Origin of the sequence: Castellaniella hirudinis, from assembly GCF_047468865.1 — a bacterium.
Classification (GTDB): domain Bacteria; phylum Pseudomonadota; class Gammaproteobacteria; order Burkholderiales; family Burkholderiaceae_B; genus Castellaniella; species Castellaniella hirudinis_A.
Genome location: NZ_JBLGTV010000020.1, coordinates 16,025 through 28,893 on the forward strand (window position 1 = coordinate 16,025; position 12,869 = coordinate 28,893).

At 63.3% G+C, this 12,869-nt stretch carries 11 protein-coding genes, 1 pseudogene and 1 riboswitch; of the genes and pseudogenes, 3 read left to right on the forward strand and 9 right to left on the reverse strand.

Annotated elements, in window-relative coordinates; all coding sequences use genetic code 11:
* Positions 1–24: 24 nt before the first annotated feature.
* The 6 genes from ACMHYJ_RS16045 to ahpC all read right to left on the reverse strand — a co-directional run bounded on the left by ACMHYJ_RS16045 (position 25) and on the right by ahpC (position 7,003).
* Positions 25–942, reverse strand: a complete 918-nt coding sequence (locus tag ACMHYJ_RS16045; protein WP_414247181.1) for an ABC transporter permease — start codon at positions 940–942, stop codon at positions 25–27.
* Positions 943–945: 3 nt separating this feature from the next.
* Positions 946–2,010, reverse strand: coding sequence for an ABC transporter permease (locus tag ACMHYJ_RS16050; RefSeq protein ID WP_414247182.1), 1,065 nt, complete (start codon positions 2,008–2,010; stop codon positions 946–948).
* Positions 2,003–3,541 carry an ABC transporter ATP-binding protein gene (locus tag ACMHYJ_RS16055; protein WP_414247183.1) on the reverse strand — a complete coding sequence of 513 codons (1,539 nt, stop codon included), beginning with the start codon at positions 3,539–3,541 and terminating at the stop codon, positions 2,003–2,005. Before ACMHYJ_RS16055 ends, ACMHYJ_RS16050 begins: the two co-directional genes overlap by 8 nt.
* A 233-nt stretch (positions 3,542–3,774) precedes the next feature.
* Entirely contained in the window at positions 3,775–4,410 is a 636-nt protein-coding gene (gene leuE / locus ACMHYJ_RS16060) for a leucine efflux protein LeuE (protein WP_414247184.1), read from the reverse strand.
* 295 nt (positions 4,411–4,705) lie between these two features.
* A complete protein-coding gene (gene ahpF, locus ACMHYJ_RS16065; protein ID WP_414247185.1) occupies positions 4,706–6,274 on the reverse strand; it encodes an alkyl hydroperoxide reductase subunit F in 1,569 nt (522 codons plus the stop codon).
* Between the two features lie 165 nt (positions 6,275–6,439).
* A complete protein-coding gene (gene ahpC, locus ACMHYJ_RS16070) occupies positions 6,440–7,003 on the reverse strand; it encodes an alkyl hydroperoxide reductase subunit C (RefSeq protein WP_414247186.1) in 564 nt (187 codons plus the stop codon).
* Positions 7,004–7,458: 455 nt separating this feature from the next.
* Between ahpC and ACMHYJ_RS16075 the strand changes: the two genes are divergently transcribed.
* Entirely contained in the window at positions 7,459–7,965 is a 507-nt protein-coding gene (locus ACMHYJ_RS16075) for a PRC-barrel domain-containing protein (protein WP_414247187.1), read from the forward strand.
* A gap of 163 nt (positions 7,966–8,128) precedes the next feature.
* A riboswitch (SAM-I-IV-variant riboswitch) is annotated at positions 8,129–8,227 on the forward strand.
* A gap of 86 nt (positions 8,228–8,313) precedes the next feature.
* Positions 8,314–8,577, forward strand: coding sequence for a hypothetical protein (locus tag ACMHYJ_RS16080; protein ID WP_414247188.1), 264 nt, complete (start codon positions 8,314–8,316; stop codon positions 8,575–8,577).
* 125 nt (positions 8,578–8,702) lie between these two features.
* On the opposite strand, the gene ACMHYJ_RS16085 is transcribed toward ACMHYJ_RS16080, so the two are convergent.
* A complete protein-coding gene (locus ACMHYJ_RS16085; RefSeq protein ID WP_414247189.1) occupies positions 8,703–11,024 on the reverse strand; it encodes a nitric-oxide reductase large subunit in 2,322 nt (773 codons plus the stop codon).
* Positions 11,025–11,213: 189 nt separating this feature from the next.
* On the opposite strand from ACMHYJ_RS16085, the gene ACMHYJ_RS16090 reads away from it, so the two are divergent.
* The gene (locus ACMHYJ_RS16090; protein ID WP_414247190.1) at positions 11,214–12,344 is read left to right on the forward strand and encodes an acyltransferase family protein; all 1,131 of its coding nucleotides are present in this window, start codon (positions 11,214–11,216) and stop codon (positions 12,342–12,344) included.
* 6 nt (positions 12,345–12,350) lie between these two features.
* Here the strand turns inward: ACMHYJ_RS16090 and ACMHYJ_RS16095 are convergent, their stop codons facing one another.
* Together ACMHYJ_RS16095 and ACMHYJ_RS16100 are read right to left on the reverse strand one after the other, a co-directional pair.
* Positions 12,351–12,494, reverse strand: a complete 144-nt coding sequence (locus ACMHYJ_RS16095; RefSeq protein ID WP_414247191.1) for a hypothetical protein — start codon at positions 12,492–12,494, stop codon at positions 12,351–12,353.
* Positions 12,491–12,790, reverse strand: a pseudogene (locus tag ACMHYJ_RS16100) (MFS transporter); the annotation flags it as partial. The pseudogene ACMHYJ_RS16100 and the gene ACMHYJ_RS16095, both read right to left, overlap by 4 nt.
* Positions 12,791–12,869 lie beyond the last annotated feature (79 nt).

Genomic DNA, 12,869 nt, shown 5'->3' on the forward strand with positions numbered 1-12,869 from the left:
CGGTCTCCAGGATCGAAAGCGGCGTTAATGATTGGGATTGAAGGCGCGCCCCAGCGAGGCGGGCATATTGATGCGTATCCAGTTGACGTTGCGGGAAATCAGAACCAGCACCAGGATGGTGGCCAGGTAGGGCAGCATGGACAACAATTGGGAAGCGATGGGCACCCCCAGCGCCTGCATGTGGAAGGTCAGGATCGTGATGCCGCCGAACAGATAGGCCCCCACCAGCACGCGCAAGGGGCGCCAAGTGGCGAAGGGAGTGAGCGCCAGGGCGATCCAGCCCCGGCCGGCTACCATGCCTTCGACCCACATGGGGGTGTAGACCAGCGACATGAAGGCCCCCGCCAGGCCACAGCAGGCCCCGCCGAACAACAGGGCCGCCAGACGGATGCGGCGCACGGAATACCCCAGGGCGTGCGCGGATTCGGGGGACTCGCCCACGGCGCGCAGCACCAGGCCCGCGCGCGTGCGATACAGAAACCAGGACAGGCCCAGGGCCAGCAGCAGGGCGGCATACACCATGGGATGGTGCTGGAACAAAGCGGGCCCGACAAACGGCAAGCTGCCCAGCCCCGGGATGGACCAGGCCCCGGCCTGGATGGTGGCCCCGACGTAAGGCAGGCCGATGGAGGCCGACGCCCCCACGCCGAACAGCGACAAGGCCAGGCCGCAAGCCACCTGATTGGCCCCCAGCCAGACCACGATCCAGGCGAACAGCCCGGCCATCAGGGCGCCGGCCAGGGCGCCGGCGGCAAACCCCACCGCCGTGCTGCCGGAATGCACCGTCACCGCGAAACCCAAGGCGGCCGCCACCAGCATCATGCCTTCGGAGCCCAGGTTGATGACACCGGACTTTTCGTTGATCAGCAAGCCCAGGGCCGCCAGCATCAGGGGGGTGCCGGCGTTCATGGCGGCGGCAATCAAAGGGGCTAAAGCATCCATGATTCAGCGTCTCCAGCGCAGGCGTTGGTGGATAAGCACATCGCAGGCCAGCAGGGAAAACAGCAAAATGCCCTGAAAGATGCCGGTGATGGCGCTGGGCATGCCCAGCCGAGTCTGGGAGAGTTCGCCGCCGATATAGAACAGCGCCATGATGAAGCTGGCGAACACAACCCCGATGGGATGCAGCCGTCCCACGAATGCCACGATGATGGCGGCAAAACCGTAGCCCGGCGACACCGAAGGGGTGACCTGGCCGATGGGGCCCATGATTTCGACCGCCCCGGCCACCCCGGCCAGGGCCCCCGAGCCCAGCAGACAGCCCCACAGGGCTTGGCGCGAGGAAAACCCGGCGTAGCGGGCGGCCATGGGGGCCAGCCCGCCGACGGTCAGCCGATAGCCGGCAAACAGGCGCGCCAGCAGCAGCCAGGCGAAACCGGCCGCCAGCACGGCCAGCGGCAGCCCCAGGTGCAGGCGCGTGCCCGGCCAGACCGGCAGCAGAAAGCCATCGTCGAACATGCGCGACTGCGGAAAACCAAAGCCGTCGGGGTCGCGCATGACCCCGTGCACCAGATAACTGAGCAAGAGCTCGGCCACATACACCAGCATCAGCGACACCAGGATTTCGTTGGTGTGGTAGGCATCGCGCAGCCAGGCCACCAGCGCGGCCCAGGCGGCCCCGCCCACGGCCCCGGCCAGCAGGGCCAGCGTGATCATGAGCGGCCCGCCCCCTCCGCCCAGGCCGTCGTCGAACTGCAGGATGAAGCCCCCCGACACAATGGCCCCCATCACCAGTTGGCCCTCTGCCCCGATGTTGAAGATATTGGCCCGGAAACACAGGGACAGACCCACGGCGCACAACAATAAAGGGGCGACCTTGACGCCGATTTCGGCCCAGCCCTGCAGGCTGGTCAGCGGCTGGATGAAAAAGACATTCAGCCCTTGCAACGGGGATCGGCCAACGACCAGGAACATGGCCACGCCGCACAGGGCCGTCAGCGCCAGGGCCAGGATCGGCGACAGCAGCGCCATGCGGCGCGAGGGTTCGCCCCGGGGGATCAGTTCAAGCATGCGTGGCCTCCGGGACGGCGGGGGCGGCCTCGGCGCCCGGCCACAGGCCGCTCATCCACTGGCCGATGCGTTCGCGGCTGGCGTCTTTGCGGGCGATGGGCGGCGACAGCCGGCCCTTGGCCATGACCAGCAGGCGGTCGGAGAGTTCGAGCAGTTCGTCGAGTTCTTCGGAAATCAGCAGGATCGCGCAGCCCGCCTCGCGCAACGCGAGGAGTTCGCCGTGGATCTGCGCGGCCGCGCCGACATCCACCCCCCAGGTGGGCTGGGCGACCAGCAGCAGCCGGGGCTGGCGCACGACTTCGCGTCCGACGATGAATTTTTGCAGATTGCCCCCCGACAGGCTGCCCGCCAGGGCCTGCGGGCCCGAGGCTTTGACGCGAAAGCGCTGGATGATGTCCTGGGTGATGCGCTGCACCGCGTGGTTGCGTATCCAGCCATGGCGGATGGTATCGGCCCCCTGATGCGACAGCAACAGATTGCGCGCCAGCGAGAGTTCGGGCACGGCCCCCCGCCCCAGGCGTTCTTCGGGCACGAAGGCCAGGCCCCGGGCCCGCCGCCAGGCGGCGGATTGCCGCCCGATGGGCTGGCCATCCAGCAGAATCGCCGCCGGCGAGGCGCGGCGATCCTCGCCCGACAAGACCCCGATGAGCTCTTGCTGCCCATTGCCCGACACGCCCGCCACCCCCAGAATTTCACCCGCATGCAGATCGAGGGACAGCTGCGACAGCGGCGTCGCAAAAGGGTGCGCGGGGGGAAGATCCAGACCGCGCACCTGCAGCAAGACGGCGCCGGGATCGCGGGCCTGGCGCTGCTGAACCGGCAAATCGGCCCCGATCATCATGCGCGACAGACTGGCATCGGTTTCCTGGCGCGGATCGCAGACCCCGGTGACCCGCCCGGCCCGCATCACCGTGCAGCGGTGGCACAGACTGCGGATTTCGTCCAGCTTATGGCTGATGTACAGAATGCTGCAGCCTTCGTCGGCCAACTGGCGCAAGACGGCGAACAGGCGCTGCACCGCCTGGGGCGTCAGCACCGAGGTGGGCTCGTCCAGGATCAGCAGCCGGGGCTTGCCCAGCAAGGCGCGCACGATTTCCACGCGCTGGCGCTCGCCCACCGACAGGGTGTGCACGTGGCGATGCGGCTCGACGTCCAGGCCGTACTGATGGGCGGTGTCGGCAATGCGGCCGGCGAGTTCGTGCAGATCGGTGTCGCCCGGCAGGCCCAGCGCGATGTTTTCGGCCACGGTAAGCGTATCGAACAAGGAAAAATGCTGGAACACCATGCCCAGGCCCAGCGCCCGCGCGGAGGCCGGATTGGCGATCTGGATGTCGCGGCCATCCCATTGGATGACGCCCGCATCGGGACGCACCACCCCGTAGATGATTTTCATCAGGGTGGACTTGCCGGCGCCGTTTTCGCCCAGCACGGCATGGATTTCACCAGGCTGGACGGTGAGATCCACGCCGTCGTTGGCGCGCACGGCGGGGTAGGATTTGGAAATCTGGCGCAAGACCAGGCGTGGGGTCATACGGGCAACCTGTCGGAATGGTTCGCAAAAACAGCCGAGATGCGAAAAATTCTACTGAGGAAGCAGGCGGCGGCCTAAAGGGGATTAACCCCTAGAAACACCAAAGCTGCCCGGCTGGCGCGGCCCGACAGCCGCGCCAATGCGCCATATCCAGCAATTCTGCACCGCAACATCACGGTTGATGAATATGCAATATTAACGCACTGTGATGCAGGCAGGCACGCCGGAAAACTTCAAGCCTCAAGGGCCATGCGGCCGGCAAACCACAGGAACAGCACCCCCACCAAGCCGCTGCCGGTGCGCGCCAGCCCCTGGCGGCGGCGAAACGCGGCGGCCAGGCGCGCACCGCCGAAAATCAGGGCGGACAGATAAAGGGCGCTGCACACCTGCAGGATCACGGCCAAAATGAAAAACGACAAGGCGGGATGCGCGTAGGCGGGATCGACGAACTGCACGAAAAACGACAGCAGGAACAAAATGGCCTTGGGGTTCAGTAGACTCAGCAGCAGCGCCTTGTGAAATGGCTTGCCGGCGGCGATGGAGACCGTTTTGGCTTGCTGATGCGCGGGACGCCAGGCCGACAGCAGCAGCCGGATGCCCAGATAACTGAGATAAACCGCCCCCACGGCCTTCAGGGCCAGGAACACGACCGGCAGCAGCTTGAGCACCGAGGCCGCCCCGGCGGCGGTGAGCGTCATCAGGATGGTATCGCCCAGGAACACCCCGCACGCGGCCTGGTATCCGGCCCGCACGCCCCGGCCCGCCCCCACGGCCAGGACAAACAGGGAATTGGGCCCTGGCAACAGCACGATGAAAATGACGCCAGCCAGATACGTCCAGACGTCCAGGACGCCGTATTCTGAGAACATGGAAAGAAACCGCCGCAGCGGATGAACCGGGATGGCCTATTTTACGCGGCAAAAACACCGGCGCGGCAAAATGACGAACACGCCGCAAGCGCGATAGCCGCGCCGCGATAGCCAAGCAGCGATTTGCGCCTGCCCGGGGCAGCCCAGTGACGCAAACCGTCCGGCGGGGCGGACAGTCGGCAAGGTCAGCAATGATGCCGGGCGCGGGTGGTGCTGATGGCGCGGGCAGCTGCTCCGGCTGGACAAGCCCGCGCGGCGCGGCCGCACTGTGTGTGACGCGCCGCGCCGGCAGCGATCACGCGGCGGCGATTTCGCCGGTATCCACCGAACTGCGGATCAGGTGATCGAAGGCCGACAAGGCGGCCTTGGCCCCTTCGCCGGCGGCGATGATGATCTGCTTGTAGGGCACCGTGGTGGCGTCGCCCGCCGCAAACACCCCGGGCACCGAGGTCTGGCCCCGGGCATCGACCACGATCTCGCCATGCGGGGTCAGATCCACCGCGCCCTTCAGCCACTCGGTGTTGGGCACCAGGCCGATCTGGATGAAGACCCCGTCCAGCTCGACCCGGCGATCCGCGCCGCTGGCGCGGTCTTTATAGCTGAGACCCACCACCCGCTTGCCATCCCCATGGATTTCGGTCGTCTGGGCGGAGACCAGAATGGTGACGTTGGGCAGGCTGCGCAGCTTGCGCTGCAAGACATCGTCGGCTCGCAGCGCATCGCCGAACTCGATCAGGGTGACATGGCCCACGATGCCGGCCAGGTCGATGGCGGCCTCGACCCCGGAGTTGCCCCCGCCGATGACGGCGACGTGCTTGCCCTTGAACAAGGGGCCGTCGCAGTGCGGGCAATAGGCCACCCCGCGATTGCGATATTCGTCTTCGCCCGGCACGTTGATCTGGCGCCAGCGCGCGCCGGTGGACAGGATGACATTCTTGGCCTTCAGCACCGCGCCGCTGGCCAGTTCGACCTGGATGGATTTGCCCGGCACCAGGCGGCTGGCCCGCTGCAGGTTCATGATATCGACCTCATAGGCCTTGACGTGCTGCTCCAGCGCCACGCCGAACTTGGGGCCTTCGGTTTCCAGCACCGAAATGTAGTTTTCGATAGCCATGGTGTCCAGCACCTGGCCGCCGAAGCGTTCGGCCACCACGCCGGTACGGATGCCCTTGCGCGCCGCGTACACGGCCGCCGCCGCGCCCGCCGGGCCGCCACCCACCACCAGCACGTCGAATTCTTCGCGGGCATTCAGGGCGTCGACCTTGGCGCTGTCGTCGCCGACATCCAGCTGGGCCAGCAATTCTTCCACCCCGGCGCGGCCCTGGTGAAAGAGTTCGCCATTGAGGAATACGGCGGGCACGGACAGGATCTCGCGCTGCTGGACCTCAGCCTGGAACAAAGCCCCGTCGATGGCCACGTGGCGGATGCGCGGATTGATCACCGACATGGCGTTGAGCGCTTGCACCACGTCCGGGCAGTTTTGACACGACAGCGAGAAATAGGTCTCGAAATGGTAGTCCCCCGGCAGGGCGCGGATCTGTTCGACGACGGCGTCGTCCAGCTTGGGCGGGTGGCCGCCCACCTGCAGCAGCGCCAGCACCAGCGACGTGAATTCGTGGCCCAGCGGCATGCCCGCGAAACGCACCCCGACATCGCTATCCGCCCGGGCGATTTCAAACGACGGCACGCGGCCATCGGCGGCTTCGACCAGGGTGATCTTGTCGGACAGACCGGCGATTTCTTCTAGAAAGGTGCGCAATTCCTGCGACTGGGCGCTATCGTCCAGCGCGGCCCGCAGCTGAATCGGCAGCGTCACCCGTTCGAGGTAAGTCCCCAGTTGTCCTTTGAGATTGGCATCCAGCATATTCACACCTTTTTAGAAAAAAACAGTCCCCCGGCGCAATACTTGATCGTATCGCGCCTGACGCGGCATGGGGGGAAAATCAGCGGCCCGATTCAAGCGGGCCGCTGTCGCGTGACGGAGCGGGCCGGCGCTGGTGGCCGCCGCCCCATCGACAAGACAGAAAGATCAGATCTTGCCGACCAGATCCAGGGACGGGGTCAGGGTCTTGGCGCCTTCTTCCCACTTGGCGGGGCAGACTTCGCCCGGGTGGGCGGCGATGTACAGCGCAGCCTTGACCTTGCGCAGCAGTTCGGACGCATCGCGGCCGATCCCGTTGTCGTGGATTTCCAGCACTTTGATTTCACCAGCGGGGTTGACCACGAAGGTGCCGCGCAGGGCCACGCCTTCTTCCTCGATCAGCACGTCGAAGTTCTTGGACAGCACATGGGTGGGGTCGCCGATCATGGGGTAGTTGACCTTCTTGATGGCGTCCGAAGTGTCATGCCAAGCCTTGTGGGCGAAGTGCGTGTCGGTGGACACGGAGTAGACTTCCACGCCCAGCTTCTGGAATTCGGCGTAGTGGTCGGCCAGGTCTTCGAGTTCGGTCGGGCAGACGAAGGTGAAATCAGCGGGATAAAACACGAAAACCGCCCATTTGCCGGCGACGGTTTCGTGGCTGACGTCGACGAACTTGCCATTGTGATAAGCAGTGGCTTTGAACGGCTTGATGGTGGTGTTGATCAGAGACATGTGGGTTCCTTCTAAGTTGAATGACCGGCTTGAAAATCGGCAACAGGGTCAGTGTAGGCAATCCCTGTCGATAAGTAAAATTGATTGTTTTTATTACAGTGATTGCTTTAGACTATAAATTAACCCTACTCCCAGGCGGGCGAGGGCACGGCGGCGGCGTGCGCACCGGGCGAAACCGGGCGGCGGCGGGCTGAATTTGTTGCCGGACATAACGAGTTGCACCCCCTATCGGGATTAACAGAAAGACACCGCCCCGCCGTGGAAAGCGGGTTTCCCGGAGCGCGCAATGTTTTACAACCTGGCGCGGCAAAAGCCTTTTCGCCGACAGCGGCAGGCCACGCCCGCACCGGCGGGAATCATTATCTAACAGACGCCAACATACCGCGCTTGCCCCGACGGATGCGGGACGGGTAGTTTGATAAGTACGCGTTCTCATTTCACAGGAGGTAATGTCCATGCAAACAAGAAACTCTCTGACTGCGCTGGCCCTGGCTTCGATGATGCTGTGCTCGACCGCATACGCCCAGGCGCCAGCGAAAACGGACGCCGCCATGCCGCCAGCGGGCGGCCAGACCACCACGAACCAGCAGGAATCCTCGCAAGTCCTGGCCAGCAACCTGATCGGCATGACCGTCCTCAATGGCACCGGCGACGACGCCGAGAGCATCGGCAAGGTCACCGACCTGGTGCTGGACCGCAACCAGACGACCGTGAATGTGCTGATCGGGGTGGGCGGCTTCCTGGGCATCGGGGCCAAAGACGTCGGGGTGCCGCTGAACAAGGTGGAATTCAACCCCGAAACCAGGATCGCGGTGGTGAGCCTGACCAAGGAGCAGCTGGAACAGGCGCCGGCCTACGTCACCCTGCGGGAACGGGAGGCCCAGAGCAAACAGGCCGTGCAGCAGGCCCAGATGGCCCAGCCCGCGTCGCCCCTGCAAGCGCCCGCCGCGCCTGCACAATAGCCCGGCGGTTCACGGCCCCGGCACGCCGCTCGGGGCAAGGGCGGCATGTCGGGACGTCCGCAACGTCCGCAGGCGCTGATGCCGCCCCCCGCTGGCTTGACAAATCCATGCGCGCACTGGGCGTGCTTGACAAATCGCCGTGCGAAATTAAAATAATTAGTTCTTTTCGCATCAAGAGTTGGGGCGATCCCCCATGCCAACCTGTGACCCGCACAAGGTGGACAAACGATGTGGCTTGACCAAAGCAACCCGTGGGACAGCAACGCCCGCGACCGCGGGCATTTTCAATGGGCCGCTTACCCCGACTTGCGCGCCCGGCATGGTGCCAAAGCGCTAAAAAGGAACCACATGGCATACGAATTCCACGCCAACGGAGAAATCTACATCGGCCGCACCACCCCTGGCGCCGCCCGGATGAGAATCTTTGAATCCAAGACCAATCGCCTGATCGTCGCTTTCGACCCCGATACCTATACGCTGCGCAGCCACCATCCGTGCGGCAGCTGGTCGAACATCCAGCCCGATACGGATCTGGCCCTGCTGCAGACGCTGCAGCCCCAGATTCTGTCGGCATGCCAGGATCGGCTGCGGTTTCACGACACCGTCATGTAACGCCCGCAAAAAGCCGGCGCTCGACACCGCTCACATCGACCGACAAACCGCCTTCGCCCGCGCCAGGCACTGACGCGGACGGCGCTTGCCTTCGCAGCGGCGACGCCCCCCGGGCAGCGGATCGCTCAATGCGCGGCGGGCGCTTTGGCCCGCGCCGCGTCGGCGCGCATCCCGAGATATGTCTTGATCGCCGCAATGGTGATGGGGATGGATCCGAAAATAATGAACACCAGATCGCCCGGCAGGCGCAGCCATTCAATGATGAAAGCGCGTGTCGTATGCGTGAAGGCCACGCTGCGCGCATGCCAATAGCCATGCTGCAGGACATCCCAGGTTTGCAGGATGCCGCTGGGGAAAAGGCTCATGACCACCATCATCAACAGGCCGAGATTGGTGCCCCAGAAGGCGACCTTGACGTATTTTTCGATCCCTGGCCAGTTTTTGTCGCTGGTGACCTGACGCAGCACGAAGACGGTCAACGCCAGCGCCAACATGCCGAAGACCCCCATGAGCGAGGCATGCCCGTGGTTGGGCGTCAGCTGCGTGCCGGTCTCGAAGTAACTGACGATGGGCGTATTGATCAGGAAGCCAAAGACGCCCGCCCCCAGGAAATTCCAGAACCCCACGGACATGAGGAAATAAAACGTCCATTTATGGGGCACGTGCAGTTGCTCGCCGCTTTGGGTCTTGCCCTCGCGCGTGGTGCGCACGAAATCCCAGGCATCCAGGGTCAGCAGGGTCAGCGGCACCACTTCAAGCGCCGAAACCAGGGCGGAAACAGCCATGTTCAGGTGGCCCTGGCCGCTGAAGTACCAGTGGTGCCCGGTGCCCAGCATCCCGCCCGCGAAAAACAGAATGGCGTCCATGTAGATGACGCGCAGCGCCACATTGCGCTTGGTGATGCCCATCTGGAAGAAGGTCAGGGCCACCACCGTGGTGGCGAAGAACTCGAAGAAGCCTTCGACCCACAAGTGCACGATCCAGAAGCGCCAGAGATCCACCACGGTGAAGTTGGTTTCGGCCCCGTAAAAGACCGCCGGCAGGTAAAAGACGGGAATTGCCAGAGAGGCCCAGAGAAACAGCCTGGCCAGCGGCTTGGCCTGGGGATTGGCCGCGTCGCGGGGGCGCGCCAACGTCCAGATCATGGCGAACCAGACAATCAGCCCCACGATCAGCAGGTACTGCCAGGCCCGGCCCAGTTCAAGGTATTCCCATCCCTGGTTGCCGAACCAGAACCACAGGCCGCCCATTTTGCCCCACATGCCGGCCCATTCGCCCAGCATGCTGCCGCCAATGACAATGGCAAAGGCGACAAACAGGAAATGAGTCCAGGCCGCCATGGACTTGGGCTCGTCCCTGCGCAGCGAACGCGCCAGGAAAAGCGCCGCCGCCACATAAGCCGTGGCGATCCAGAAGATGGCCGACTGCAGGTGCCAGGTGCGCACCAGGTTGCTGGGGAAAATGGATTCCAGCTGGAACCCATAGAAACTGCCCGGATCGGCGCGATAGTGCGCGGCGGCCCCGCCCACCAGGGTCTGCACCAGAAACAGCCCCGTGACGACGATGAAGAACTTGACCAGCGCCTTCTGGCCCGGGCTGGCCGCGCCTTCCAGCAAGCGCGGGTGCAGGTGATAACTTTTGTCTTCAGTGGTCCAGCCCAGGTAATCGAAGCGGCCCAGCACCAGCAGCACGCCCCCGATGCCCCCCAGCAGCACCAGGAAGCTGAGTGCCGACCACAGCACCGCCCCCGCCGCGGGCGTATTGCCCACGCTGGGGTCATAGGGGAAGTTATTGGTGTAGGAATACACCGCATCGGGCCGATTGGCGACCGATGCCCAGGCGGCCCAGGTGATGAAGGCCGCCAACCGATGCAGTTCGGCGGGATCGGTGATGGCGTCGGGCCGCAGGCCGCCATTGGTTTCCGGGTGCCGCAGATAATCCGTCCAGTAGGGCTGCTGGGCTTTCCAGGTGGCCGCCTGTGCGGCAATGAATGTCAGGGTGTCGGCGGCCGGGTCGTAGCGGTTGACCTTGAGCAGTGACGCCGCGCCGGCCTGCGCGGCTTCTTTTTGGGTGGTGTCGAGTTCGGCCAGGGGTTTGTGGAATTCGCGGGCCGCCAGGGCGGCGGCCGCGTATTGCCCCATCTGGTGCAGGGTCTCGGCGGCATAATCCGGCCCCAGGTAGGCGCCATGCCCCCAGATGCTGCCGTTGTTCATCAGGCCGTACTTGAGAAACACGGCCTGCCCGCCGCGGACATCCTGCCCGGTGAACAACACCTGCCCGCTTTCGTCCACGACCTGGGCGGGAGTGGGCGGAGCATCGCGGTAGGCCAGTGCGCTGATGAACAGCAGCCCCGCCAGGCCCACGATCAACACGATCCAGACGGTGCGCCCCCACCACGGGGACAGTTCGGTTTCTTCGCCAGTGGGCGGCAAGGCGGCTGCGTGCATAAAGGCTCCGTTTTCGATAACCGTACTGTCAAGATGGTAGTACCGGCCCAGCCGCGCGCCGGGCTATTCATATACTCGCCGTAGTGTTTTAAGGGTCAGATGTCTACCCGAACCGCTTGCCTGCGCGTGCCCGGCCCCAGGCAGGCGATGCGACCGCCCGCGACGACCAGATACCGGAAAACCTGTAACATGACGCTCGACCCCCGCAGGGCCCCGGATTTTCAATTCATGCTGCTATCCACCCTCCTACGCAAGGAAAACAATAACCTGGACATTTTCCGGGTGATTGCCGCGGCCATGGTGATATATGGCCACGCCTATGCCTTGCTGCCCACCGCAGGGCAACAGGACTTTCTGGGGCGGCTGTTGGCTATCGACTATTCTGGATCAATTGCCGTCAAGGTGTTTTTCTTTTTGAGCGGCTTGGTGGTGACCAGCAGTCTGGTCGAGAAGAAAGATTTCTTCAAGTTCGTGATTTCACGGTTTTTCAGGATATGGCCTGCGTTCGGGGCCGTGCTGGCGGCCATGGCTTTTGTGATCGGGCCGATTTTTTCGACCCACTCCCCCGGGAATTATTTTTCAAACGCAACGGTTTATGAATACTTTCTGCACGGGCTGATCATGGACGTGCGGTACGAGCTTCCCGGGGTATTTCAGGGCAATGCGATCAGCGCCGCCAATGGGTCTTTGTGGTCGATTCCATTCGAGGTCTTTGCCTATATCGCGCTGATTGCTGTTTTTTTGCTGGGCTTGCTTAAATTCCGCCTTTTATCCGTCGGGGTTTTTCTGCTTATCTTGGTGGACTCGATCACCGGCCACAAGCTGCTCTTGACCTGGTTGCCTCAAAATCATGAGATCACCACGCTGGCGCCCTGCTTTGCCGCCGGATCGGTCTTCGCCCTGTTCAAGGACAAGATCAAAATCCACCTCAAGGGGGTCGCCGGCGCGTGGGCTTTGTATTTCTTGTTCCGGGAATCCACATACAGCTATTATTTTCTTTATCTCGCCGTTTTTTACGCCATTCTGTTTTTTTCCAGCCAAAAGGCCCTGGTCAGGCCCAAGCCCAGCATTGATGTTTCCTACGGCATGTACCTCTGGGGCTGGCCGGTTCAGCAGATCATGGCGCAATATTTCCCAGAGTGGGGCATCGGATTCAACCAAATCGCTTCGATCGCAATTTCGGCATTGCTGGGATACGCGTCCTGGCTTTTCATCGAGAAGCGCGCCATCAAGATCGGATCGGATGTCGGCAAATGGGTCTCATCCAAGATCGCCCCAAGGGGATTGGATTCAGCGAAAAGACCAGACGGTTCAGCTTAGTGTCGATCAGCTGCACCCATAGACCCCATTGACCAGAGCCATCAGCAGTCCGCCATCCCGCCAGGCTTGAAATACCCAGCCCAGCACCCATGCGCCTACCCCGGCCATCAGGACGCGCCCGACCCCGCCAAGCCATGATGCCGTTCTCATGACCGCACCGCACGCAGCGCCGTCCCTTCCCGCACAATCAGCGGCGCATCGTCGATCAGCCAGTGCACTGCGGCGGCGACGCACCCGATAAGAATCGCAGCAATCCAGAGCCACGCGTAGGAATGCGTATGATCGTAGATCCATGCGCCCAGCCACACGCCGAAAAACCCACCGATCTGGTGGCCCAAGAACACGATGCCGAACAGGGTCGCAATATAACGCAGGCCAAACATCCGCAACACCAATTCATTGGTCAACGGGGCGGTGCCCAGCCACAGGAATCCCATGACCAAGGCAACCTGACTTCAACACTTCACCGCCTACGGGCGGTTTTCTTTGGCTGTTCACCTTATAAATCAATGGTTTTCATTCTTG

What these genes read in the sequence shown, in the direction of transcription:
- ahpC (WP_414247186.1), bottom strand. Translation starts at nt 7,003, where the DNA reads ATGTCTCTGATCAACACCACCATCAAGCCGTTCAAAGCCACTGCTTAT.
- ACMHYJ_RS16095 (WP_414247191.1), bottom strand. Translation starts at nt 12,494, where the DNA reads ATGAGAACGGCATCATGGCTTGGCGGGGTCGGGCGCGTCCTGATGGCC.
- ahpF (WP_414247185.1), bottom strand. Translation starts at nt 6,274, where the DNA reads ATGCTGGATGCCAATCTCAAAGGACAACTGGGGACTTACCTCGAACGG.
- ACMHYJ_RS16055 (WP_414247183.1), bottom strand. Translation starts at nt 3,541, where the DNA reads ATGACCCCACGCCTGGTCTTGCGCCAGATTTCCAAATCCTACCCCGCC.
- ACMHYJ_RS16045 (WP_414247181.1), bottom strand. Translation starts at nt 942, where the DNA reads ATGGATGCTTTAGCCCCTTTGATTGCCGCCGCCATGAACGCCGGCACC.
- ACMHYJ_RS16080 (WP_414247188.1), top strand. Translation starts at nt 8,314, where the DNA reads ATGGCATACGAATTCCACGCCAACGGAGAAATCTACATCGGCCGCACC.
- leuE (WP_414247184.1), bottom strand. Translation starts at nt 4,410, where the DNA reads ATGTTCTCAGAATACGGCGTCCTGGACGTCTGGACGTATCTGGCTGGC.
- ACMHYJ_RS16090 (WP_414247190.1), top strand. Translation starts at nt 11,214, where the DNA reads ATGACGCTCGACCCCCGCAGGGCCCCGGATTTTCAATTCATGCTGCTA.
- ACMHYJ_RS16085 (WP_414247189.1), bottom strand. Translation starts at nt 11,024, where the DNA reads ATGCACGCAGCCGCCTTGCCGCCCACTGGCGAAGAAACCGAACTGTCC.
- ACMHYJ_RS16075 (WP_414247187.1), top strand. Translation starts at nt 7,459, where the DNA reads ATGCAAACAAGAAACTCTCTGACTGCGCTGGCCCTGGCTTCGATGATG.
- ACMHYJ_RS16050 (WP_414247182.1), bottom strand. Translation starts at nt 2,010, where the DNA reads ATGCTTGAACTGATCCCCCGGGGCGAACCCTCGCGCCGCATGGCGCTG.